Origin of the sequence: Pseudomonas sp. ATCC PTA-122608, assembly GCF_001952855.1 — a bacterium.
Taxonomy (GTDB): Bacteria; Pseudomonadota; Gammaproteobacteria; order Pseudomonadales; family Pseudomonadaceae; genus Aquipseudomonas.
Genome location: NZ_LPNO01000001.1, coordinates 134,593 through 156,221 on the forward strand (window position 1 = coordinate 134,593; position 21,629 = coordinate 156,221).

A 21,629-nucleotide genomic window follows, 5' to 3' on the forward strand; every position below is an offset into this window, starting at 1 on the left:
GTCGGCGAGGTGCCTGGGCCCATGATCGGCCGAGGCACTCATTCATTGGCAGGAAAAATAATAGTCATACGGTTGCGCGCGCTGCTGCTGGGGTTGTTGATGGTGATCTCGGCTCAAGCCTTTGCCCATAAAGAGGACAAGGATGTGCGTGGGCTAAACAACGTGACCGTGCTGATCGTGCGTCATGCAGAAAAACCCGATGAAGGCCCGTTGCTAAGCCCCAAGGGCGAACAAAGGGCGGCAGCCTATGCCAGTTATTTCGACCCACTGTTGTTGAATGGAGTCTCTGTGGTGCCCCAGCGGCTGATCGCTACCAGCGACAGCAAGGAAAGCTCCCGCCCTCGCCTGACCCTGACGCCGCTGGCCCAGCGCCTGCAACTCCCACTTGAAACACCCTACTCAGACGATCAAGTCGGCAAGCTGGTGAAGTCGCTGCGCAAGTCCAACCAGGCCCAAACCGTGCTGATCGCGTGGCACCACGGGCATATCGACAAGTTGATCGAAGCCTTTGGCGGCGACGGCCCGGCACTCACCGGCATGAAGAAATGGCCGGAAAATGTGTATGACTGGCTGATCGTGTTGCGCTTCGACGAACAGGGCCAACTGGTGGAGTCACGCAGCCAGAAAGTCCAGGAACACCTGCTTCCAGGTGATATCGCAGCCGCCAACGGCATCTGAACCGAATCACTGTCTGTGGCGAGGGAGCTTGCTCCCGCTGGGTCGCGAAGCGGCCCCCAAAGATGGGCCTGCTGCGCAGTCCAGCGGGAGCAAGCTCCCTCACCACAGGTTCTTGGCATTCTCTCCTGAAAACGTCCTTCACTTGCCTCTAAGCGACATGTTCGTAAAAGAACATGCAATTGCACTCTATTCCTATGCCCGCAGATAAGAGGCGGTGCTATTTTCGGTAACGAAACTGTAACATTCGCATCCGCAGTCAAAACAAGAAATCTGGAGCTCTTGAATGTTTGCTTTCTTCCGTCCTGCCGCACATCAGGCGCCCCTGCCTGAAGAAAAAATAGACAGCACGTATCGACGCCTGCGCTGGCAGATCTTCGCCGGTATTTTCTTCGGCTACGCCGGATACTACTTGCTGCGCAAGAACTTCTCTCTCGCCATGCCGTACCTGATCGACGAGGGTTACACCCGTGGCCAGTTGGGCCTGGCGATGTCGGCGATTGCGATTGCCTACGGCCTGTCCAAGTTCCTCATGGGCCTGGTGTCCGACCGCTCCAACCCGCGCTACTTCCTGCCTTTCGGCCTGCTGGTGTCCGCCGGGGTGATGTTCATTTTCGGTTTCGCGCCTTGGGCAACGTCCAGCGTGACCATGATGTTCATTTTGCTGTTCATCAACGGCTGGGCCCAAGGCATGGGCTGGCCGCCAAGTGGGCGGACCATGGTGCACTGGTGGTCGCAGAAGGAACGCGGCGGCGTGGTTTCCGTATGGAACGTGGCGCATAACGTCGGTGGTGGCTTGATCGGCCCGCTGTTCCTGCTGGGCATGGCGTGGTTCAACGACTGGCACGCGGCGTTCTACGTCCCGGCCACCGTGGCCCTGCTGGTGGCGGCATTTGCCTTCATTACCATGCGCGACACTCCGCAATCGGTGGGCCTGCCGCCTATCGAGGAGTACAAGAATGACTACCCGGAAGGCTACGACGCCAGCCACGAAGACGAATTCAGCGCCAAGGAAATCTTCGTCAAGTATGTGCTGCGCAACAAAATGCTCTGGTACATCGCCTTCGCCAACGTCTTCGTCTACCTGCTGCGCTACGGCGTACTGGACTGGGCACCGACGTACCTCAAGGAAGCCAAGCACTTCGACGTGGATAAAACCTCGTGGGCGTACTTCTTCTACGAGTGGGCGGGCATTCCGGGCACGCTGCTGTGCGGCTGGATGTCGGACAAGATCTTCCGTGGCAACCGTGGCCTGACGGGCATCGTGTTCATGGCCTTGGTGACCGTCGCGACCCTGGTTTACTGGCTCAACCCGCCGGGCAACCCGATGGTCGACATGATCGCGCTGTTCTCCATCGGCTTCCTGATCTACGGCCCGGTGATGCTGATCGGCCTGCAGGCGCTGGAGCTGGCACCGAAGAAAGCCGCCGGTACTGCAGCGGGCTTTACGGGCCTGTTCGGTTACCTGGGTGGTTCGGTGGCAGCGAGTGCGGCCATGGGCTACACCGTTGACCATTTCGGTTGGGACGGCGGTTTTGTGCTGCTGATCGGCGCGTGCCTGCTGGCGATTGCATTCCTGATCCCCACCTTGTGGCACACCAATAGCGTCAGTACCGCACGTTAATCGTCGGAACAGCCTTTGGAACACCGCTTGAGCCGCGCCTCCAGATTCTTGTCTGGCATGGCGTGGCTACGCAGGGCGTTGACGGTCTGCTCGACATAATCGCGAGTGGTCCCGTAACGCCCGCAAGCGCTTTGCAACACGTGATTCAGCACGATATCGGGCAAATTCCCGGCATAGCTGGGCAGGTGCCGTTCCAAAACAAATCCCAATGCCTGCACCTGGCTGCCATCTTCAAGACGGCAGGTGAGCCAGTGTGGCCGGTAGGACGGGTAAGGCATCTCGCGCTGCCACAAGGCATAAAGCGAAGCCTCCAGCTGATCTTCCGGCAAGCGGTAGGCAAACCCACTGCACGAGCCACCACGATCCAGGCCAAACACCAACCCCGGTGTTTCCGGCGTGCCCCGGTGCTCATGGGACCAGAGGTACAAACCCCGGTGATAACCGTGGACCCGAGCCCGCATGCGTTGTGTGGACGAACATTCAGGCCGCCAGATCAGCGAACCATAAGCGAATAGCCAGACCGGCCCACCCTTATGCAAAGCCATGGTGGCTTGCATCGAGCTCATCAACTGTTCGTGAGTGAGTTGCGGCCCCAGATCGAGCCGCGGAGGGTAAGCCAATTGCAAAAGATCAGATTCAATGGCGGTCATGGCAAATCGCTTAGGTCTCCTTTGTTGTTACGAGAAGCTGTTACCAGTTGTAAGCAACTTTACCGTAATAGAACGCGCCGCTGTAACCGTACGGCGAAAAAGTGCTATAGGCCAAATTGCCACCACTGCTGGCGTAGGCATTGAGTTTTTCCGGGTACTTGTCGGTGACGTTGTCGCCGCCAACGGTGAAGGTCCAGTTTTTCAGCTTGTAGTCGGCTGACAGGTCCAACAGCCAAGCGGCCTTGAAGCTCTGGTCGTTGGCCGGGTCGGCCTGGTAGCTGGTAAATGAACCATAGCGCACCAAATTACTGTGCAGCGCCCAATTGCCGAAGCTCAGGTCATTGCCCAGGCTCAGCTTGTGCTGAGGCGTGGTGTCGCCCAACAGGCCGATGCGTTCGCGACGATCCACCCGGACCAGGCTCGCACCCAGGCTATCCAGTACAGCCGGGTTGGCTTTTACGTCGGTGACCTTGGTGTGGTTGTAGTTGTAGCCCACGGTGCTGTTCCAGCGCACACCGTTGTCCAGCTGGTAGCGATAGTTGGCCACCAGGTCGACGCCGTTGGTGGTGGTATCGGTGGCATTGGTGAAGTAACGCACGGTGGTGTAGTTGATGTTGCCGACGCCGTTGGCCTGCAGGTACGCCAGCGCAGCCGGGTTCTTGCTCAGATCCAGATTGGAGGACAGGCTGATGCGGTCGCTGATGTCGATACGGTAGACATCGGCGGTCACGGTCAGGTTGTCGGTCGGCTCCAGCACCAGGCCGAGGCTGTAGTTGCGGGACTTCTCGGCTTTCAGGTCTTCAGCGCCGAGCAGGCGCGCCACCTGGCTGTTGGCCGGGAACGTACCGGCTTCCTGGATGGTGTTGCCGATCAGCTGCGACGAGGTGTAGGCGAAGTTTTGCTGCGCCAGGGACGGCGCGCGGAAACCGTTGGATACACTGCCGCGCAAGGCCACTTGCGGGGTGAAGTCGTAGCGGGCCGAGAGCGAGCCGCTGACGTTGGAGCCAAAATCACTGTAGTCCTCATGACGCACGGCAGCCGAGGCGCTGAGTTTTTCGGTGAAGTTGGTTTCCAGGTCCAGGTACTGCGCCCAGTTATGGCGCGTGCTGGTGCCGGCGTCGGAATCCCGGAAGCCGCCCAGGCCCGAACTGCCGGTCTGGTAGTAGGACTCCGGGTCGCCCGCCTTGATCTGGTAACCCTGGTCCAGGTATTCGCCACCGAACGCTACCGACACCGGATACGGCAACCAGCCCAGGCTGAATTCCCGCGACAGGTCCAGGCTGAGTTGCTTCTGATCATTGACCAAAGTGCCGTTGTCGAACTTGCGCGGCGTCGCCAGGCCCAGTGAGGTGTTGATGGTTTCGGTACCGATCTGGTACTGGTTCTTGCCATAGTTGACCGACACATCGTAGTGCCAGTCATAGGCCAACAGGCCGCGCAGACCGACCGCCAGGGACGTGTCTTCCACGTCGCCGCGAATCAGTGGCAAGTAGCCGTTGGGGTTGAGCGCAGGAATATTGTTGCTCGCGTTGCTGGCCCGGTAGAACGCCGCCGTCTCGCCGCGGGTCTTGCTGTAGCCGCCAAACGCGTAGAATTCGGCGGCTTCGTTGAAGGAGTATTCCGAGTTGAGAAACAGCTTGCCCTGGTCGGTAGCCGGCTCGCCCTGGCGGAATACTCGCTGGCCATAGGTCGTCGAACCAACGCTGCCCGGACGCAGATCCTTGCCGGCGCGGTTTGTGTAATCGTTGTCGGCACCTTCGGCCGAGATATTGATAAAGCCGTTATCGCCCAGCGCCACACCGGTGTTGCCGCTGAGATTGCGCTGGATACCGTCACCCTTCTTGTACTCACCGAACTTGCTGGTGATCGAGCCACCGTGGTCGTCATGCTTGAGGATCACGTTGATCACCCCGGCAATCGCATCGGACCCGTAGCGGGCGGACGCGCCGTCCCGCAGCACTTCAATATGGTCGACCGCCGACAGTGGGATCGCATTCAGATCGGCCGGTGCCGAGCCGCGCCCCACTGCGCCGCCGAGGTTGACGAAGGCACTGGTGTGGCGGCGCTTGCCGTTAACCAGCACCAACACCTGGTCCGGTGACAGGCCGCGCAGTTGCGCCGGGCGTACCAATTCGGCGCCGTCTACCAGGCTGGGGCGTGGAAAGTTGATGGACGGAATCAGACGGGCCAACACCGCGCCCAATTCATCAGAGCCGGTGCTGCGCAAGGTGTCGCCGGAAATCACATCGATGGGCGACAGCGAAGCACTGGCAGTGCGCTCTTGGGCGCGGGTGCCGGTCACGATGACTGTGTCGAGTTTGGGTACATCGGCAGTGGCCGTTTCGGCGGCTGCCACTGGACTGAATCCCACAGCGGTCAGCAAATTAGCCGACAAAATCGCCGTGTACAGCAGGTGCTGCTTGTTGCTCCCCATACCGCTCCCCTTGGAATCAAAAGCCAGAACGTCAATGCTCTGAGCTCATACGATCGATCCGTGTGGCGGACGGTGGCGGTCATTTATTGGTTATTGGCAGAAAGTCGGTAGTCCGTTGTCATATAGCTTAATGATATTTATGTAACAAATTAAATACCTTTAAAGAATAAGCGAATGCATAAGCCCGGGTCGCTCCGCTCATCAGGATTGGCCGCCTCAATCCCTGTAGTTTCAGCGCACGTTCAGCCTAGAGGCGCGGGGAGCCTTCAAAATAGGCACTTATCACGACCCACTTAGCCGCCAACCGCACCGACTATCGAGGTCGCACCATGAAATACCGACTTTCCAGCCTGCTGCTCCTGGCACAGGCCACCACCGCCCTGGCGGTGGAAGCACCCAGCCAAGACGAAAAAGGCTTCTGGTACGCCCAGACAAGCGTCTACACCCGGCATTTTGCGCCAGACAAGGACCACAACAACAATCAGGACCTGATCGGCCTGGAGCGCAATGAAGCGTCAGGCCTGGTGTATGGCGGGGCGACATTTCGCAACTCGTTCAGACAGCGGTCGTACTACGCCTACGCCGGCAAACGCTACGACATGACCGATTATCCGGTGTACCTGAAGCTCACAGGCGGCGTGATCCAGGGCTATCGCGGCAAGTACCGCGACAAGATTCCGCTGAATGGACTGGGAGTGGCGCCGGTGATCATCCCGTCCGTGGGCACTCACTACGGGCCGGTTGCCGCCGAGCTGGTGTTGCTCGGGTTTAATGCGGCGATGGTGACGACGGGCGTGCGGTTTTAATTGAGCCGCTGAAGGGCTTCTGTGGCGAGGGAGTTTGCTCCCGCTGGGTCGCGAAGCGGCCCCTGAAGTTCATGCGGTCTTTCAGATAGAACCCAGCGACTGTTTTAGGGCTGCTACGCAGCCCAGCGGGAGCAAGCTCCCTCGCCACAGGTTACGGACGGGGTGCGTAGGCAAACACATCGGCACGCATCTGGTGCGCATCCATACCAGCCTCGACCAACGCATCCAGGGTGCCATAGATCATCGCCGGTGAGCCGCTGGCGTAGACGTACACGGCCTTGAGGTCGCTGATGTCTTCGCACACCGCTTCATGCAGCAACCCGCAGCGCCCTTCCCAGCCACACAGGTCGCTGACCACTTTGTGCAGGAACAGGTTGGGCAGTTGCAGCCATTGGTCCCAGTGCTCGATCTCGTAGAAATCTTCCGGTCGACGTACACCCCAATACAGATGCACCGGGTGCTTGAAGCCACTGGCGCGACAGTGTTCGATCAGGCTGTGCATCTGCGCCATGCCGGTACCGGCGGCGATCAGCACCAGCGGCCCGTCGGGCAGTTCGGCCAAGTGGGTATCGCCAAACGGCATTTCGATGCGGGCCATCTGGTTGCGCTGCAACTGCTCCAGCAGGCTGCGGGCACTGTCTTCACGGGCCAGTACGTGCAATTCCAGCTCGCGCCCGGCGTGGGGCGCCGAAGCCAGGGAGAACGCCGACTTCTCGCCGTTTTCCCGTTCGATCATCAGGTATTGCCCGGCGTGGTAACGCACTGCCTTGCCGGCCGGAGCCCGCAGGCGCACGCGCCACACGTCACCGCCCACTTCAACGCACTCACTCAGTTGGCAAGACAATTTGCGCACCGGCAACTCTCCCGGCGCCAGCACGCCATCCCACAACACAATGCAATCTTCCAGCGGTTCGGCAATGCAGGTAAAAAACTCGCCATGGTCACGCACCTCACCGGCTTGCTGCACCCGGCCTTCCACCAGCAGCGCTGCACATACGTGGCACACACCATTGCGGCACGCCTGGGGGCAATCGTAGCCCAGGCGTCGCGCGCCCTCGAGAATCCGCTCGCCGGGCGTCAGTTCAAGTACCGCACCGGAAGGCTGCAGGGTTACACGCATCAATCTATTCCTAATTCTTTCCAGAGCGCATCCACACGGGCAGTCACCGCTTCGTCCTTGACGATCACGCGGCCCCATTCTCGGGTAGTTTCACCCGGCCACTTATGGGTGGCATCCAGGCCCATTTTCGAGCCGAGGCCCGATACCGGCGAGGCAAAGTCGAGGTAGTCGATCGGCGTGTTATCGATCATCACCGTGTCGCGCTTGGGGTCCATGCGCGTGGTGATGGCCCAGATCACGTCGTTCCAGTCCCGGGCGTTGATGTCGTCGTCGGTGACAATAACGAACTTGGTGTACATGAACTGTCGCAAAAACGACCACACACCCAGCATTACCCGCTTGGCGTGGCCGGGGTACGACTTCTTCATCGTCACGATGGCCATGCGGTACGAGCAGCCTTCGGGCGGCAAGTAGAAGTCGGTGATTTCCGGAAACTGCTTTTGCAGGATCGGCACAAACACTTCGTTCAACGCCACGCCGAGGATCGCCGGCTCATCCGGCGGACGGCCAGTGTAGGTGCTGTGGTAGATCGGCTTGATTCGGTGGGTGATGCGCTCGACGGTGAACACCGGGAAGCTGTCGACTTCGTTGTAGTAGCCGGTGTGGTCGCCGTACGGGCCTTCATCGGCCATCTCGCCGGGGTGAATCACGCCTTCAAGGATGATTTCGGCGGTGGCCGGCACTTGCAGGTCATTACCACGGCATTTCACCAACTCGGTGCGGTTACCGCGCAACAGACCGGCGAAAGCATACTCGGAAAGGCTGTCGGGCACTGGCGTGACCGCGCCGAGAATGGTCGCCGGGTCAGCGCCCAGGGCCACCGAAACAGGGAATGGCTTGCCGGGATGCTTTTCGCACCACTCACGGAAATCCAGCGCGCCGCCACGGTGGCTCAGCCAGCGCATGATGACCTTGTTGCGGCCAATTACTTGCTGACGGTAGATGCCGAGGTTCTGGCGGTCCTTGTTCGGGCCTTTGGTGACGGTCAGGCCCCAGGTGATCAGCGGGCCGACGTCGCCAGGCCAGCAGGTTTGCACGGGGAGCATGCCGAGGTCGACGTCATCGCCTTCGATGACCACTTCCTGGCATACCGCGTCTTTTACGACCTTGGGGGCCATGGCGATGATCTTGCGGAAGATTGGCAGCTTCGACCAGGCGTCCTTCAGACCCTTGGGTGGCTCGGGTTCCTTGAGGAAGGCCAGCAGCTTGCCGATCTCCCGCAGTTCGCTGACAGACTCGGCGCCCATGCCAAACGCAACGCGGTCGGGGGTGCCGAACAGGTTGCCGAGCACCGGGATATCAAAGCCCACCGGATTTTCGAACAGCAGCGCCGGGCCCTTGTTACGCAAGGTGCGGTCGCAAATCTCAGTCATCTCCAGGACCGGGGAAATCGGCACCTGGATACGTTTCAACTCTCCGCGCTGCTCAAGTTGCTGCACGAAATCCCGAAGATCCTTGAATTTCATTAACCATGCCACCCGTAAAATAGGCGTACATCCTACCTGCTCTTACGGTCGCTGGCAGCTTATTGAGCAGCATTGCCGACGACACAGACTCAAAGAGCGGATGCCTGGGTTTCATTGCGCAAGGCTTTGAACAACGGTTCAAGGAACGCCTCGACATACCGCGAGCCGACCGCCGAGAGGTGATTGTCGTCGGTGTACAGCGACTGACCGTCCAGTTCCACGCGACACCAGTCATTCGCACTGCATAGCTTAGGCGCCGGATCCATTACCTTTACCCCGGGATCAGCCGCCGCGATGCGCTCGAATACGCTGCTGATATAGGCCTGGCGCTGGAGGTGATCAGCCAGGGGCATGCCTTCTTTGTCGGTGGGACGGCCAAGCATCGCCAGGCGACTGAGGCGGTAAGGCGGATTGAATTCCTGCAGGGGGACTTCCTTGACCAGCCACACCCGATGGCCGCTGGCGCGCAATTGCTGCACAAGGGCGCCCAAGCTTTCAGCGAAGCGCCGCTCGGCGAAGGCGCGGTCATAGGTTCCGGTCGCCGGGTCCAGCAACGAAGCCTCGGTGTCACCATCGCGCTGCCCATAGACGTACAGGCTCCAGCGCGCCACCAGCACCACATCGCTAAAGGTTTCCTTGCCGAGCAGTTGGATGACCTGCTGGTTAAAGGTCAAGCAGCCCGGAACGCTTTCCTTGCGATTAAACGGCAAGCAACCGGCATAACCTGCCTGGGTGACGCTGACACCGTACTTGCTGGCGCCGTCTCGCAACGCCGGAACCAGCGCCGTGGCATGGCTATCGCCCCATACCAACGCGCGTGTCGGCGCGGACTGAGGTCCGAAATGACAAAATCCATGATGGCGATTTTTTCCACCATCCACCAGGCAGGCCATGAGGTCCGGGCCCCACTCGCGCGCCTGGGCAAATTGCAGCGCCTCGGGCGACAGGCGCCAAGGCAACCCCTTTGTCCAGACCAGGCCTTTGCCGAGCAGCCCCACCGCCAGCAGCGCGATACCCGCCACCACCAGGATTTGCTTGCGTCCTGCCAACAACCGACGCTCACGGAACGGCGCCTCGACGAATCGCCAGGATCCGTAACCCAGCACCAGGCTCAACACAAACAGCGCACCAAGCTCCCATGGCCCCAGGCCATCGACACTGGCGTACTTGCCGAACACGTAGACCGGCCAATGCCACAGGTACCAAGAGTAGGAGATCAGGCCGATCCCAACCAGCAAACGGCTACCCAGCAGCTTGCTCGCCAGGGTGGCTTGCTGGCCGTTGGCCCAAATCAGGCAGACCACGCCCACCACCGGCAACAGCGCTGCGGCGCCGGGAAACGGCGTGCTTGGGTCATAGGCGAAGACCGCCAGCAGGATCAGGCCAAGACCGGCAAGGCTGACGACCTGCGCCAATGCCGGGCTCGCGCGGTACTGGCGTACAGGCATAACCGCCAGCATTGCGCCCGCCAACAGTTCCCAGGCACGCATCTGCAGCAGGAAAAAGGCTCTTTCCGGAGCGTGGGCCACCGCCCACGTACTCATCCCGAACGACACCAGCAACAACACAAACAGCGCCGCACGCCAGTGTTTGAGCCGGCTCGACAGTACTGTCAGCAACAGAGGAAAAAGAATGTAGAACTGTTCTTCAACCGACAATGACCAGGTATGCAGCAACGGCTTGATGTCGGAGGCCACATCAAAGTAGCCGTCCTGGCGCATGAAAAACAGGTTGGAGATAAACACCACCTGGTTGTGAATCGAGCGCCCCAACTCGCTGTAATCCTTGGGCGCCAGCAAAAACCAGCCCACCACCAGCGTGCCGAGCATCATCACAAACAGTGCTGGCAGGATACGCCGCGCTCGCCGGGCCCAGAAGCCGACAAAACTGAAGCGCCCGGCCTCACGTTCACGCCAGATGATCGAGGTGATCAAGTAACCGGAGATCACGAAAAATACATCAACACCGACAAAGCCGCCGGTGAAGCCCGGTACACCAAAATGAAACAGCACAACAGCGAGAACGGCAATGGCACGCAGGCCGTCAATGTCCCTGCGATAAGCGAGAATGGTCATAAATCTTGTTGTTTGCCTGATCAGATTGACAGCGAGTGTAGTCACACCCGCAAATTTGTTTCTAAACAGACACACACTAAGGCCAAACCTCCTTTTTCAGAAACAAAAAAAATGGCGCCCCATGGGGCGCCATCCTTTTTGACCGAAGCGTCGTGTTACTTGCGCTTCATCGACAGGAAAAACTCGTCGTTGGTCTTGGTGGTTTTCAGCTTGTCGATCAGGAACTCGATGGCAGCCACTTCATCCATCGGGTGCAGCAGCTTGCGCAGGATCCACATGCGCTGCAGTTCGTCGTCGGCGGTCAGCAACTCTTCACGGCGTGTGCCGGAGCGGTTGATGTTGATGGCCGGGAACACACGCTTTTCAGCGATACGGCGGTCCAAAGGCAGTTCCATGTTGCCGGTACCTTTAAACTCTTCGTAGATCACTTCATCCATCTTCGAGCCGGTTTCAACCAGCGCGGTGGCGATGATGGTCAGCGAGCCGCCTTCTTCGATGTTCCGCGCAGCGCCGAAGAAACGTTTCGGTTTCTCCAGGGCGTGGGCATCGACACCACCGGTGAGCACTTTGCCGGAGCTCGGGATCACGGTGTTGTAGGCACGCGCCAGACGAGTGATGGAGTCGAGCAGAATCACCACGTCTTTCTTGTGTTCGACCAGGCGCTTGGCCTTCTCGATCACCATTTCGGCAACCTGCACGTGGCGGGTTGGCGGCTCATCGAACGTCGAGGCAACCACTTCGCCGCGCACGGTGCGCTGCATTTCGGTTACTTCTTCCGGACGCTCATCGATCAGCAACACGATCAGGTGAACTTCAGGATTGTTACGGGCGATGTTCGCTGCGATGTTCTGCAGCATGATGGTCTTACCGGCTTTCGGCGGGGCCACGATCAGGCCGCGCTGGCCTTTGCCGATCGGGGCGCACAGGTCGATGACACGACCGGTCAAGTCTTCGGTGGAACCGTTACCGGCTTCCATCTTCATGCGCACGGTCGGGAACAGCGGGGTCAGGTTCTCGAAGAGAATCTTGTTTTTCGCGTTCTCGGGACGATCGTAGTTGATCGTGTCGACCTTGAGCAGGGCGAAATAACGCTCACCTTCCTTTGGAGGGCGGATCTTGCCAACGATGGTGTCACCGGTGCGCAAGTTGAAGCGACGGATCTGGCTCGGCGAGACGTAAATATCGTCTGGGCCGGCGAGATAGGAAGCGTCTGCAGAGCGGAGGAAGCCGAAGCCGTCCTGGAGAATCTCCAGCACGCCATCACCGGAGATTTCCTCGCCGCTTTTCGCGTGCTTTTTGAGCAGGGAGAAAATCACGTCCTGCTTGCGCGAACGGGCCATATTTTCTATGCCCATCTGTTCGGCCAATTCGAGCAGTTCGGTAATCGGCTTTTGCTTGAGTTCAGTCAGATTCATATAGGAATGACGTAATCATTTATGGAGGGGGGGAAATTAAGCTTTTGGCTTAATGAGGCCGCGCCGCAGAGAAGGCGACAGGATCGCGTACTAATCGAAAAGGAGAGCGTCGGCGACGGCTTGCAGGGGGCAGTGGAGAAACCAGTGCGGGGCCGAATGTACCACCTGAATTTCAGAGCGTCTAGCCCTGTCTCACGAAAAAGCCCCGCAATTTGCGGGGCCTTTTGAGGACGCTTAGATGTTGGCGTCGAGGAAAGCTTGCAGCTGGGACTTCGACAGCGCGCCGACCTTGGTGGCCTCGACATTGCCGTTCTTGAACAGCATCAGGGTTGGGATACCACGCACGCCGTGCTTGGCCGGGGTTTCCTGGTTGTCGTCGATGTTCAGCTTGGCAATGGTCAACTTGCCTTCGTAAGTGGTGGCAATGTCGTCCAGGACCGGAGCGATCATTTTGCAAGGACCGCACCACTCAGCCCAGTAGTCAACCAGCACCGGGCCCTGGGCCTTCAGTACTTCGGCCTCAAAGGTCGCGTCGGTGACGTGCTTGATAAGATCGTTGCTCATGGATGTCTCCGGGTTGTAAGCAAAAAAAACGTTGCCCATCATAGCCGCCCTTCCCGCGTTCAGGAAGCCGCAGCTGATTGACTCTTGCTATGGTGGTGCATGAGTTTGGGTATAGCCCAATTCATGGGGTCACGGGAGTCATGAACGCAATGCCGGTGCGCAGCGCTGCGTTACGTACGTGTTCCTGCATGCTTTTCTGGGCCGCCCCGCTGGCGCGCCGGGCCAGCGCACGGAGGATCTTGCGGTGCTCCTGCCAGGTCTCCATGGCCCGCTCCGGCCGGATGAACGGTAGCTTCTGACTCTCCAGAAATACCTCGGCGCTGGCACTGAGAATATTCACCATCGCCTGATTGCCGCTGGCCAGCAGGATGCGCTGGTGGAATTCGAAGTCCAGCCGGGCCGCGGCTTCAAAGTCGCCGGCCTTGAGCTCCTTGCGCATCGCCTCGACATTGTCTTCCAGGCAATCCAGCTCATCGGTGGTCAGCGTCACCGCCGCCAGCCCCGCGGCAAAGCCTTCCAGGGCGTAGCGCAGTTGGAAGATATCCAGCGGCGTTGCCTGCGCCGTAAACGGCCAGGCCAAACCCGGAAGCTCCTCGGGCGCTTGCACGAACACGCCCTTTCCCGGCTGCACACTCACCACGCCTAACGCACTGAGCGACGACAAGGCTTCGCGCAACGAGGCCCGGCTCACGCCCAATTGCAGCGCCAGCTCGCGCTGGGAGGGCAATGCATCGCCCGGCCCGAAGCCTTCGTCAGCGATCAACTTGCGGATGGCCTGTAGCGCCACTTCCGGTACGGCTTGGGCGATGGAATTCATAAAAACTCGAGTTTTCGTCAACTGAGCGACTAGTTGTAAAGCTATTCGCAGCGCCCGGCAAGCCACGCCCCAAAGGGGCTCGCGGGGTTTTGAAGGCGCTCGAAAAGGGTGCAGAAAACGCGGCAACTGTTCAGACCAGTAAGACCGCCAGAACTCAACAGCTACCGGCCTTCCAGCGAATTAAGACAGTGCTGGCATGGGCTGTGCACTGGCAAAACTCAGAAAATCCTTTCGTCCCTTTCGGAGAGTTGCCATGACCAAGCGTTGCAGCGCCCTGCTCACTGCCCTGTTTGCCAGCCTGATGCTGAGCCAGGCGCCCGCCCAGGCCAACGGTCTGGACGATATCGTCGCCCGTGGCACCCTGAAGGTGGCCGTGCCTCAGGATTTCCCGCCGTTCGGCTCGGTCGGCCCGGACATGAAGCCTCGCGGGCTGGATATCGACACCGCAAAACTGCTGGCCGACCAGCTCAAGGTCAAGCTTGAACTGACCCCGGTCAACAGCACCAACCGCATCCCGTTTCTTACCACCGGCAAGGTCGACCTGGTAATTTCCAGCCTCGGCAAGAACGCCGAGCGCGAAAAGGTCATCGACTTCTCCAAGGCCTACGCGCCGTTCTACCTCGCCGTATTTGGCCCGCCAGATGCGCCGATCAGCACCGTTGACGACCTCAAGGGCAAGACCATCAGCGTGACCCGCGGTGCCATCGAAGACATCGAGCTGACCGCCGTCGCGCCTAAAGAGGCAACGATCAAGCGCTTTGAAGACAACAATTCGACCATCGCCGCCTACCTCGCCGGCCAGGTGGACCTGATCGCCAGCGGCAACGTGGTGATGGTGGCCATCAGCGAGCGCAACCCCAAGCGCGTACCGGCACTGAAAGTGAAGCTCAAGGACTCGCCGGTCTATGTGGGCGTAAACAAGAACGAGCCGGCGCTGCTGGACAAGGTCAACCAGATTCTGGTCGCGGCCAAAGCCGACGGCAGCCTGGAAAAGAACGCAATGCAGTGGCTTAAAGAGCCGCTGCCGGCTGATCTCTGATCGCGGTAACGAGGGTTAGCTATGGCCTATCAATTCGACTTTGTGCCGGTTCTGGCCAATACCGATCTGTTGCTGCGCGGCGCGCTGTTCACCCTTGAGCTGACCGCCATCGGTGCAGTACTGGGCGTGGCGCTGGGAATCGTCGGCGCCGTGGTTCGGGCGTGGAAGATCCAGCCGTTCAGCTGGATCTTCGGGGTGTACGTCGAGTTGATCCGCAACACGCCGTTCCTGGTGCAGTTGTTTTTCATCTTCTTCGGCCTGCCGTCCCTCGGTTTGAAAATCACCGAATGGCAGGCGGCGGTGCTGGCGATGGTGATCAACCTGGGGGCGTACTCCACGGAGATCATCCGCGCCGGCATCCAGGCGATCCCGCGTGGGCAACTGGAAGCGGCGGCCGCGCTGGCGATGACGCGTTTCGAGGCGTTCCGCCATGTGGTGTTGCTGCCCGCGCTGGGCAAGGTCTGGCCGGCCCTGAGCAGCCAAATCATCATCGTGATGCTCGGCTCGGCAGTTTGTTCGCAAATCGCCACAGAAGAGCTGAGCTTCGCCGCCAACTTTATCCAGTCACGCAACTTCCGTGCTTTTGAAACCTATGCACTGACCACGTTGGTCTACCTGTGCATGGCGCTGATGATCCGCCAATTGCTGAACTGGATCGGCCGGCGCTATGTCATGAGGAACGCCCGATGAGTGATTTTTCGTTCTGGGACATCGTGCGCAACCTACTCACCGGCTTGCAGTGGACGCTGTTGCTGTCGCTGGTGGCGTTTATCGGCGGCGGCGTGATCGGCTTGTTGGTGATGACCATGCGTATCAGCAGCAAAGCCTTCCCGCGCAACGTTGCACGCACCTACATCGAACTGTTCCAGGGCACGCCGCTGTTGATGCAGCTGTTCCTGGTGTTCTTCGGCATCGCCTTGCTCGGCGTGGACATTTCGCCCTGGCTGGCGGCAGCCATTGCCTTGACCCTGTTCACCAGCGCCTACCTGGCCGAGATCTGGCGTGGCTGTGTCGACTCCATCGCCCACGGGCAATGGGAAGCGTCCGCGAGCCTGGCCCTCAACCCGCTTGAACAACTGCGCTACGTGATCCTGCCCCAAGCCCTGCGCATTGCCGTGGCGCCGACCGTGGGGTTCTCGGTGCAGGTGGTTAAAGGCACCGCCGTGACCTCGATCATCGGCTTCACCGAGCTGACCAAGACCGGCGGCATGCTCGCCAACGCGACCTTCGAACCCTTCATGGTCTATGGCCTGGTGGCGCTCGGTTACTTCCTGCTTTGCTACCCCTTGTCCCTCAGTGCGCGCTACCTGGAAAGGAGACTGCATGCCTCTGCTTAGAATTTCCGCCCTGCATAAGTATTACGGCGATCACCATGTACTCAAGGGCATCGACCTGAGTGTCGAAGAAGGCCAGGTGGTGGCGATCATCGGTCGAAGCGGCTCGGGTAAATCCACCTTGTTGCGCACCCTCAATGGCCTGGAGTCGATCAACGATGGAGTGATTGAAGTCGACGGCGAATACCTCGACGCCGCCCGCGCCGACCTGCGCAGCTTGCGGCAAAAGGTCGGCATGGTATTCCAGCAGTTCAACCTGTTTCCGCACCTGACGGTGGGTGAAAACGTCATGCTTGCGCCACAAGTGGTGCAGAAAGTGCCGAAAGCCAAGGCCGCGCAACTGGCGCGGCAGATGCTGGAGCGGGTCGGGCTGGGAGAGAAGTTCGACGCCTTCCCTGATCGACTGTCCGGCGGCCAACAGCAGCGGGTAGCTATCGCCCGGGCGCTGGCCATGTCACCCAAGGTATTGCTGTGTGATGAAATCACCTCGGCCCTGGACCCGGAACTGGTCAACGAAGTACTCAGCGTGGTGCGCCAATTGGCCAAGGATGGCATGACACTGATCATGGTCACCCACGAGATGCGTTTTGCCCGGGAAGTGGGGGACAAGCTGGTGTTCATGCACCAGGGCAAGGTGCATGAAGTGGGTGACCCGAAAATCCTGTTTGCCAACCCGCAGACCGCCGAACTGGCCAACTTTATCGGCTCGACAGAGACACCCGACTGAGCCGTCAGCCAGCCGGCACCAACTCAAAACGCCCACAGCCCTCCAGCACGGTTTTGTCGCGCACGGCGGTGGTCGTGTCGAAGAGATAAGTGTCGACTTGCACCTGGGCCGAAAACACGCGACCCACGACGGGCAGTCCGGCTGCCAGCACCACCATGGTCTGGTCCGGCAGCAGTTGGCCGCTTCGCTCGGCCCGATTATGCATCGGGGCCAACTCCGCGGGCCTGCCGTCCAGCACCGCCTGTTGGAGGCTAAGGTTGAAATACCCCTGCTCGCCAAACTTGAAGCCTTGGCCCACAGCGGGTACGCCTCGAAAACGCAGGGCGATGAGCGTGTCCTGCGGGCACACCACATTCAAATGCACCGTGCGCTTACCAAAAAGTACGCCTTGCGCAGCAGCCTGCCCACCATGGCGCAAGGCGCCAAGATCAACCTCTGGCCGGCTCAACGACAGACGACATTCTGCGGCATAGGCCTCGCCCGCCATCAACAGGCAGGACAGCATGCCTGCAGCGCCTACCTTAACGGCAGGTCGCTGAGGCGGTTTCGTAGGGTCGCTCATCATAAGATTGCTCCGCCAGGTCGAGTTGAAGTGTGCACGAAGCCCCGCTTGGCGATGACACCATGAGGGTTTGCGCGCTATCGATATTGCTCAGGAAAATCATGCCGTCTGCGACTACGTTGGTCAGGAATGCATTACCTGCACCCAGCACCGATGCACCCTGGGGCAGAGGCTCGCCAGCTGTATCCGTGGCCCTCAGTAGCACGCGTCGAACTTTAACCACCTCGAAGTCGACCTTGCTGAATGAACCTCGCCCGGCCTCCAGCACTTTCGTACCGTTCTTGATATCCACCTGCCGCGGCAAGGACTTGCCTTCGATTTCAAGCTGGCTGACTTGATAGGCGGGCAGCCCGGGAAGCACCGCCATGCCCCAGTGATCAGTCCACACCGGCCCTTGAGGGGTGCTGATGCGGGCCCCGGCTATATCACCGGCCGAGGCGACGCCAAACGTATCCTCGACCCGGTACGGCGTAAAGGTCACGCCCCGGTCATGGGCCACTACGGCGCCCTGCAATTGCCCGCTATAGCGTGTGCTGGAGCCATCCCGGTCAATGCCCGCGCCCGCCTGGGTATAACGCGACATGGTGTTGACCCAGCCGCCCACGGCCTGCTCATGATCGCCTCTCAAGTCTCTCTCGCCACGAAGCTCATAGTTGAGGGTTTCATCCACACGTTCGTTGTACGTGGTGCCAATACTGGATCGACGACCTTGATGCCGTGCAACAGAGCTGAGGGACCGCTCACGGCCCAGCGGTACAGTGACCTGCAAGCGAACCCCGACGCCATCATTGTCGCCCCTGGTGTCACCCGACTTACCCACTTGCGAGTCCACCGTCACACCCACGTTCGCGTACCTGAAGTCCTTGCTCCATGAGCCATAGACGTTTTGGGTGGTCCTGCTATTGAAATGAGCCGCCCGGGAATAGCCCAGCGAAAACTCGCCAACCTCTCGGACAGCCCAACTGAAGCCCGCGGTGTACTGGGTTTTAAACCGCGCGTCCCCGGCCTCGGCGGCGGCAGTACGCAGGGTGTCGAGCACCTCACGATAGCCTGGGGTTTGAGCAGTCGCGCTCAGCGACACCTGCACATTGCCTGGCAACGTGCTTCCCAGGGAAACGCTGTTGCGCGCGCCCTGGAGCTTTTTTTTTCGGTCGCGCGCAAGGTTGTTCCGCAGCCCCAAGGAAAAACGTTCGCCAAAACCGGTGTCCAGCGCAAAGCCCACCGAGTTGTAGTTGTCGGTACCCTGCACCCCGGAGCTGAAGGCGCTGCGCTTGCCTAATGCCCACGTTCCGCTGGCCATTCCCAGCACAGGCTCTTTGGCGCCACTACGGTTCACATCACGCACCTTGCCCAGCCCAGCCGTATAACCCGTCCTGACCGGTACTGCCGCGCGAAAAGACGCCGCCGGCACCACGAAGCTACGTCGCCCTCCTCCTCGCGTTTCGATGACACTGACCTGAAGGTCACTTGTGCCATTGAGCAAAGGTAAATTGTTCAATGAAAAGGGACCTTCGGGCACCACCGTGGTGTAAATCAGGGCGCCTGATTGGCGTACCTCAACCCGTGATTGGCTGACGGCCACGCCCTCAACCACGACGCCTGCACCGCTCGAACCGCTCGCGACCCCGTCGGGAAACAACTGCGCACCCAACAGTTGCACACCGCCAAATACCGGGCTGGTGCCGGAGATCTGCCCCAATTGGAGCGTAGATGCCAACGGCACTAAATCACGCTGTGCGTAGGCAAACAGATGCTCAGTAGTGGAGCGACCATCGCTGGAGACATACAACTGGCGACTACGGGCAATCCAGTCGCCGAAGTTGAAGCCTATTTCAGTCGAAGCGGAGAGATGACGGCTGGTGTCCTCCCGCGAATGGCTATTACTGCCCTGCAGGTCATAGTTGAGCATCCCTGCGGTACCGCCCCGGGAGTAGTGGCCAGACCCGCGTTGCAGTTCGCGCAACGCCTGGGTAGGCACCACCAGGAATACTTCCTCGCTTCCCGGGCGTAACGTTGCGACCGTATTGGGATACTCAGAGAGGAAATCATGGCAAGCCTGGTCAACCGCTGCGTCTTTGTTCAGTACCCGGGAAGGCACTTGCAAGCCCGCTCGGTCGAGCAAACCACGGGTGAAACACAACTCGCCTTCATGATTGAAACGCACATCCGCCAGCCCGACCCGGTCACCATTCACCGTCAGCCCGACAACGCGCACGCCTTCGGTGAAACGCGCAGCGCTACGGAAATAACGAGCGACGCCGGGGTCAATGCCGCGAGCCTGTAAGGTCGCCAGGTCGAACCCCAGCAACTGGGTGCCGGGCTGGGCAGCGTAAGCCTGCTCAGCCATCCCCGACAGGATCGCCACACACACCAGGCCATTACGCCTGAATCGCTCATCGTCACGCTTGGTTTTAGATAGCTTTTTACTGACTGCACCCGTAACTCTTTTGACTTTTCTCATGACCGGTCAAGGCGCATTGGCTAGGAGTAATGCGTCGTAGCTGTCGACGGTAAATCCATAGATGGTGGCCGGCTCGAGGGTCACTGAAGTGGCGTCCGGTAGGGCCTTCTTCAGGTCAACCCTCAACACTTCGCCCGGCAAGATATAGGCGCGAGGAAGGATGGCTTGAATTTTTTGCGGATTGACCTTCACTTCAGTACCCAGTCGGACCACATAAGGACTGTCGTTGCGCACGATCAGAGTGCTGGCCTGCAGTTGCCAGGTCAGTAGCTCCCAGGGTGCTTCATTTCGAGGCAAGCCTTTGGGGTGCAGGATCAGGGGCAAATTCTGCCGAAGGCTGATACCGATGGTCGCACCCGAACCGGGTCGCGTCTGAGGAACGCCCTCGAAAGACACGCGCTTCAAACGCTGTGTCTTGAGCGGCTCCTTGCCAATCGCCAGGAACCTCACCATCTGCTGCTCCCCTGCATCGACTCGTGCAACAGGCGGCGTTATAAGCACCAACGGCTCAAGGTCTTCAGGAATATCTTCGATCGTCGAATGAAGTAAGGCGGGGCCTCCATCGGTATTGGTTACGTTGATGCTGACTTCACCCTCCGACTCGTTCAGCACAATAACGGTTGTTTCAGGACGCATACCATCTGCCCATACACCAGCAGCGAACACCATATTCAAACAAACATACAAAGGTGCAAGAACCTTGAATCTCAACTGAGTCATCGAACGACCTTCCCATTACCTCAAGAATACAAACCAGTCGACGCAAGCTCTGGCAAAATAACACTCAGCCCTAACTTGCACCGACCCAATTCAAATAATGCTTAGAGGTAACGCAGTTCCAAGGTTGCTTGACCATCAAGAGCGATTTGACTCGTCATATCAAGCTCAGAAGTTTTATTGATAACTGCCTGAATTTCCAGATTCCCGGCCAGTGTATTCAGTTGGATTGGCGTGTTGGTGCCAGTGTGCCATGCAGCAATGTTCGCGCCTTGCCCCAAAGCCGGCCCACCCTGCACCCAACTTGTACCATTATTGATACTGGTAAGAACGTTTACCGCCCTGCCATCAGCCACAGAGTTACGCAGGTGTACAACGTAACCGCCTATTTTCTGCGCTCTTGCGGTTGTGCCCAAGCCGTAGTTATAGGTATCGGTGTAACTCCCGCCAATCTGACTAACCATCAGGTTCGGGATCCGGCTGCTGGCGCGGTTATCCACTGCCTTGATACCCACCTTGGTCTTTACGCCGCTGCTGCACCTGATTGCATAAGGAGTAGTCTTGGTGGCCAACTTGGTATAGTTGGTAGGGCTCAAGGTGCTGGGATTGATAGCGCCGTAATCAATAACAGAGTTAGTGATTGTAAAACTGCAGCTGGAAGGCGCGATAGTACCTTTGACACGAAGATCGGCGGCTTGCGCGCTCAGACCTGCAACAGCCAGGAACATGCCCACCAATACAGCAATATTTTTCTTCATCAGATAGTTACCTTTCAATGAGAGAAACGGCTAATTACAGATGGCCAGAAACGATCATTGCCCGCGTTCATGCGGACAAACTTATGCAGCACGATGCTCTGATCCATAAATAAATACCGCCACGGCACAAATGCCGAATCGAAGTATCGGCATATCAATTCCACAATAAAGCCGGAAAAAATTTCAATCCTCGTATGAACCATCAGGCATATCGCCTTGAACCTTCCTGCGCCGTTGTGCGAGCGTGCGTAAAATCGCTCAGGATGAATACGAATACGCGTAGGAACTATCAGTTACCTCAATAGGTGCTTGGTTGAACAAATATGGACCACATCAACTATTAACTTAGTAATACGAGATGAACGCACATTTCCTACAACGACAA

The 21,629-nt window shown here is 59.0% G+C and carries 19 protein-coding genes; 7 read left to right on the plus strand and 12 right to left on the minus strand.

Going from position 1 to position 21,629, the window contains the following annotated elements; all coding sequences use genetic code 11:
• The first annotated feature begins 60 nt into the window (after positions 1 to 60).
• A complete protein-coding gene (locus tag AU074_RS00680) occupies positions 61 to 678 on the plus strand; it encodes a flagellar basal body-associated protein FliL (RefSeq protein WP_083676615.1) in 618 nt (205 codons plus the stop codon).
• Positions 679 to 961: 283 nt separating this feature from the next.
• Positions 962 to 2,299, plus strand: coding sequence for a glycerol-3-phosphate transporter (gene glpT, locus AU074_RS00685; RefSeq protein ID WP_048729316.1), 1,338 nt, complete (start codon positions 962 to 964; stop codon positions 2,297 to 2,299).
• On the opposite strand, the gene AU074_RS00690 is transcribed toward glpT, so the two are convergent.
• Both AU074_RS00690 and AU074_RS00695 read right to left on the minus strand, forming a co-directional pair.
• Positions 2,296 to 2,949: a gamma-glutamylcyclotransferase gene (locus AU074_RS00690; protein WP_076013086.1), complete on the minus strand. Its 654-nt coding sequence runs from the start codon at positions 2,947 to 2,949 to the stop codon at positions 2,296 to 2,298. The genes glpT and AU074_RS00690 overlap by 4 nt on opposite strands.
• A gap of 40 nt (positions 2,950 to 2,989) precedes the next feature.
• A complete protein-coding gene (locus tag AU074_RS00695) occupies positions 2,990 to 5,383 on the minus strand; it encodes a TonB-dependent siderophore receptor (RefSeq protein ID WP_076013087.1) in 2,394 nt (797 codons plus the stop codon).
• A gap of 329 nt (positions 5,384 to 5,712) precedes the next feature.
• Here AU074_RS00695 and AU074_RS00700 point away from each other — a divergent pair, with 329 nt between their 5' ends.
• Positions 5,713 to 6,189, plus strand: coding sequence for a sn-glycerol-3-phosphate transporter (locus AU074_RS00700; RefSeq protein ID WP_076013088.1), 477 nt, complete (start codon positions 5,713 to 5,715; stop codon positions 6,187 to 6,189).
• A gap of 151 nt (positions 6,190 to 6,340) precedes the next feature.
• Here the strand turns inward: AU074_RS00700 and AU074_RS00705 are convergent, their stop codons facing one another.
• The 6 genes from AU074_RS00705 to AU074_RS00730 form a co-directional block, all read right to left on the minus strand.
• Entirely contained in the window at positions 6,341 to 7,309 is a 969-nt protein-coding gene (locus AU074_RS00705) for a CDP-6-deoxy-delta-3,4-glucoseen reductase (RefSeq protein WP_076013089.1), read from the minus strand.
• Positions 7,309 to 8,775 carry a 4-hydroxy-3-polyprenylbenzoate decarboxylase gene (ubiD, locus tag AU074_RS00710; RefSeq protein ID WP_017476626.1) on the minus strand — a complete coding sequence of 489 codons (1,467 nt, stop codon included), beginning with the start codon at positions 8,773 to 8,775 and terminating at the stop codon, positions 7,309 to 7,311. Before ubiD ends, AU074_RS00705 begins: the two co-directional genes overlap by 1 nt.
• An 89-nt stretch (positions 8,776 to 8,864) precedes the next feature.
• Positions 8,865 to 10,850 carry an acyltransferase family protein gene (locus AU074_RS00715; protein ID WP_076013090.1) on the minus strand — a complete coding sequence of 662 codons (1,986 nt, stop codon included), beginning with the start codon at positions 10,848 to 10,850 and terminating at the stop codon, positions 8,865 to 8,867.
• A gap of 155 nt (positions 10,851 to 11,005) precedes the next feature.
• Positions 11,006 to 12,265, minus strand: coding sequence for a transcription termination factor Rho (gene rho / locus AU074_RS00720; RefSeq protein ID WP_008438874.1), 1,260 nt, complete (start codon positions 12,263 to 12,265; stop codon positions 11,006 to 11,008).
• A 234-nt stretch (positions 12,266 to 12,499) separates the two neighbouring features.
• A complete protein-coding gene (gene trxA / locus AU074_RS00725; protein WP_003213989.1) occupies positions 12,500 to 12,829 on the minus strand; it encodes a thioredoxin TrxA in 330 nt (109 codons plus the stop codon).
• A gap of 121 nt (positions 12,830 to 12,950) precedes the next feature.
• On the minus strand, positions 12,951 to 13,646 hold the full coding sequence (locus tag AU074_RS00730) for a FadR/GntR family transcriptional regulator (protein ID WP_076013091.1): 696 nt from the start codon (positions 13,644 to 13,646) through the stop codon (positions 12,951 to 12,953).
• A 253-nt stretch (positions 13,647 to 13,899) separates the two neighbouring features.
• Here AU074_RS00730 and AU074_RS00735 point away from each other — a divergent pair, with 253 nt between their 5' ends.
• Genes AU074_RS00735 through AU074_RS00750 form a run of 4 tightly spaced genes read left to right on the plus strand, consistent with a single transcriptional unit; the run spans position 13,900 to position 16,746 of the window.
• Entirely contained in the window at positions 13,900 to 14,685 is a 786-nt protein-coding gene (locus AU074_RS00735; protein ID WP_076013092.1) for a transporter substrate-binding domain-containing protein, read from the plus strand.
• 21 nt (positions 14,686 to 14,706) lie between these two features.
• Positions 14,707 to 15,375 carry an amino acid ABC transporter permease gene (locus AU074_RS00740; protein WP_003213995.1) on the plus strand — a complete coding sequence of 223 codons (669 nt, stop codon included), beginning with the start codon at positions 14,707 to 14,709 and terminating at the stop codon, positions 15,373 to 15,375.
• Positions 15,372 to 16,022 carry an amino acid ABC transporter permease gene (locus AU074_RS00745; RefSeq protein ID WP_076013093.1) on the plus strand — a complete coding sequence of 217 codons (651 nt, stop codon included), beginning with the start codon at positions 15,372 to 15,374 and terminating at the stop codon, positions 16,020 to 16,022. The genes AU074_RS00740 and AU074_RS00745 overlap by 4 nt, the downstream gene beginning before the upstream one ends.
• The gene (locus AU074_RS00750) at positions 16,009 to 16,746 is read left to right on the plus strand and encodes an amino acid ABC transporter ATP-binding protein (protein ID WP_076013094.1); all 738 of its coding nucleotides are present in this window, start codon (positions 16,009 to 16,011) and stop codon (positions 16,744 to 16,746) included. The genes AU074_RS00745 and AU074_RS00750 overlap by 14 nt, the downstream gene beginning before the upstream one ends.
• Before the next feature lie 4 nt (positions 16,747 to 16,750).
• Here AU074_RS00750 and AU074_RS00755 read toward each other — a convergent pair whose 3' ends face one another.
• The 4 genes from AU074_RS00755 to AU074_RS00770 all read right to left on the minus strand — a co-directional run bounded on the left by AU074_RS00755 (position 16,751) and on the right by AU074_RS00770 (position 21,244).
• Positions 16,751 to 17,251 (minus strand): hypothetical protein, encoded by a 501-nt coding sequence (locus AU074_RS00755; protein ID WP_076013095.1) that lies wholly within the window; start codon positions 17,249 to 17,251, stop codon positions 16,751 to 16,753.
• Positions 17,252 to 17,267: 16 nt separating this feature from the next.
• Positions 17,268 to 19,769 (minus strand): fimbria/pilus outer membrane usher protein, encoded by a 2,502-nt coding sequence (locus AU074_RS00760; RefSeq protein WP_305886492.1) that lies wholly within the window; start codon positions 19,767 to 19,769, stop codon positions 17,268 to 17,270.
• A 6-nt stretch (positions 19,770 to 19,775) separates the two neighbouring features.
• On the minus strand, positions 19,776 to 20,489 hold the full coding sequence (locus tag AU074_RS00765) for a fimbria/pilus chaperone family protein (RefSeq protein ID WP_076013097.1): 714 nt from the start codon (positions 20,487 to 20,489) through the stop codon (positions 19,776 to 19,778).
• A gap of 101 nt (positions 20,490 to 20,590) precedes the next feature.
• Entirely contained in the window at positions 20,591 to 21,244 is a 654-nt protein-coding gene (locus tag AU074_RS00770; RefSeq protein ID WP_076013098.1) for a DUF1120 domain-containing protein, read from the minus strand.
• Between the last annotated feature and the right edge of the window lie 385 nt (positions 21,245 to 21,629).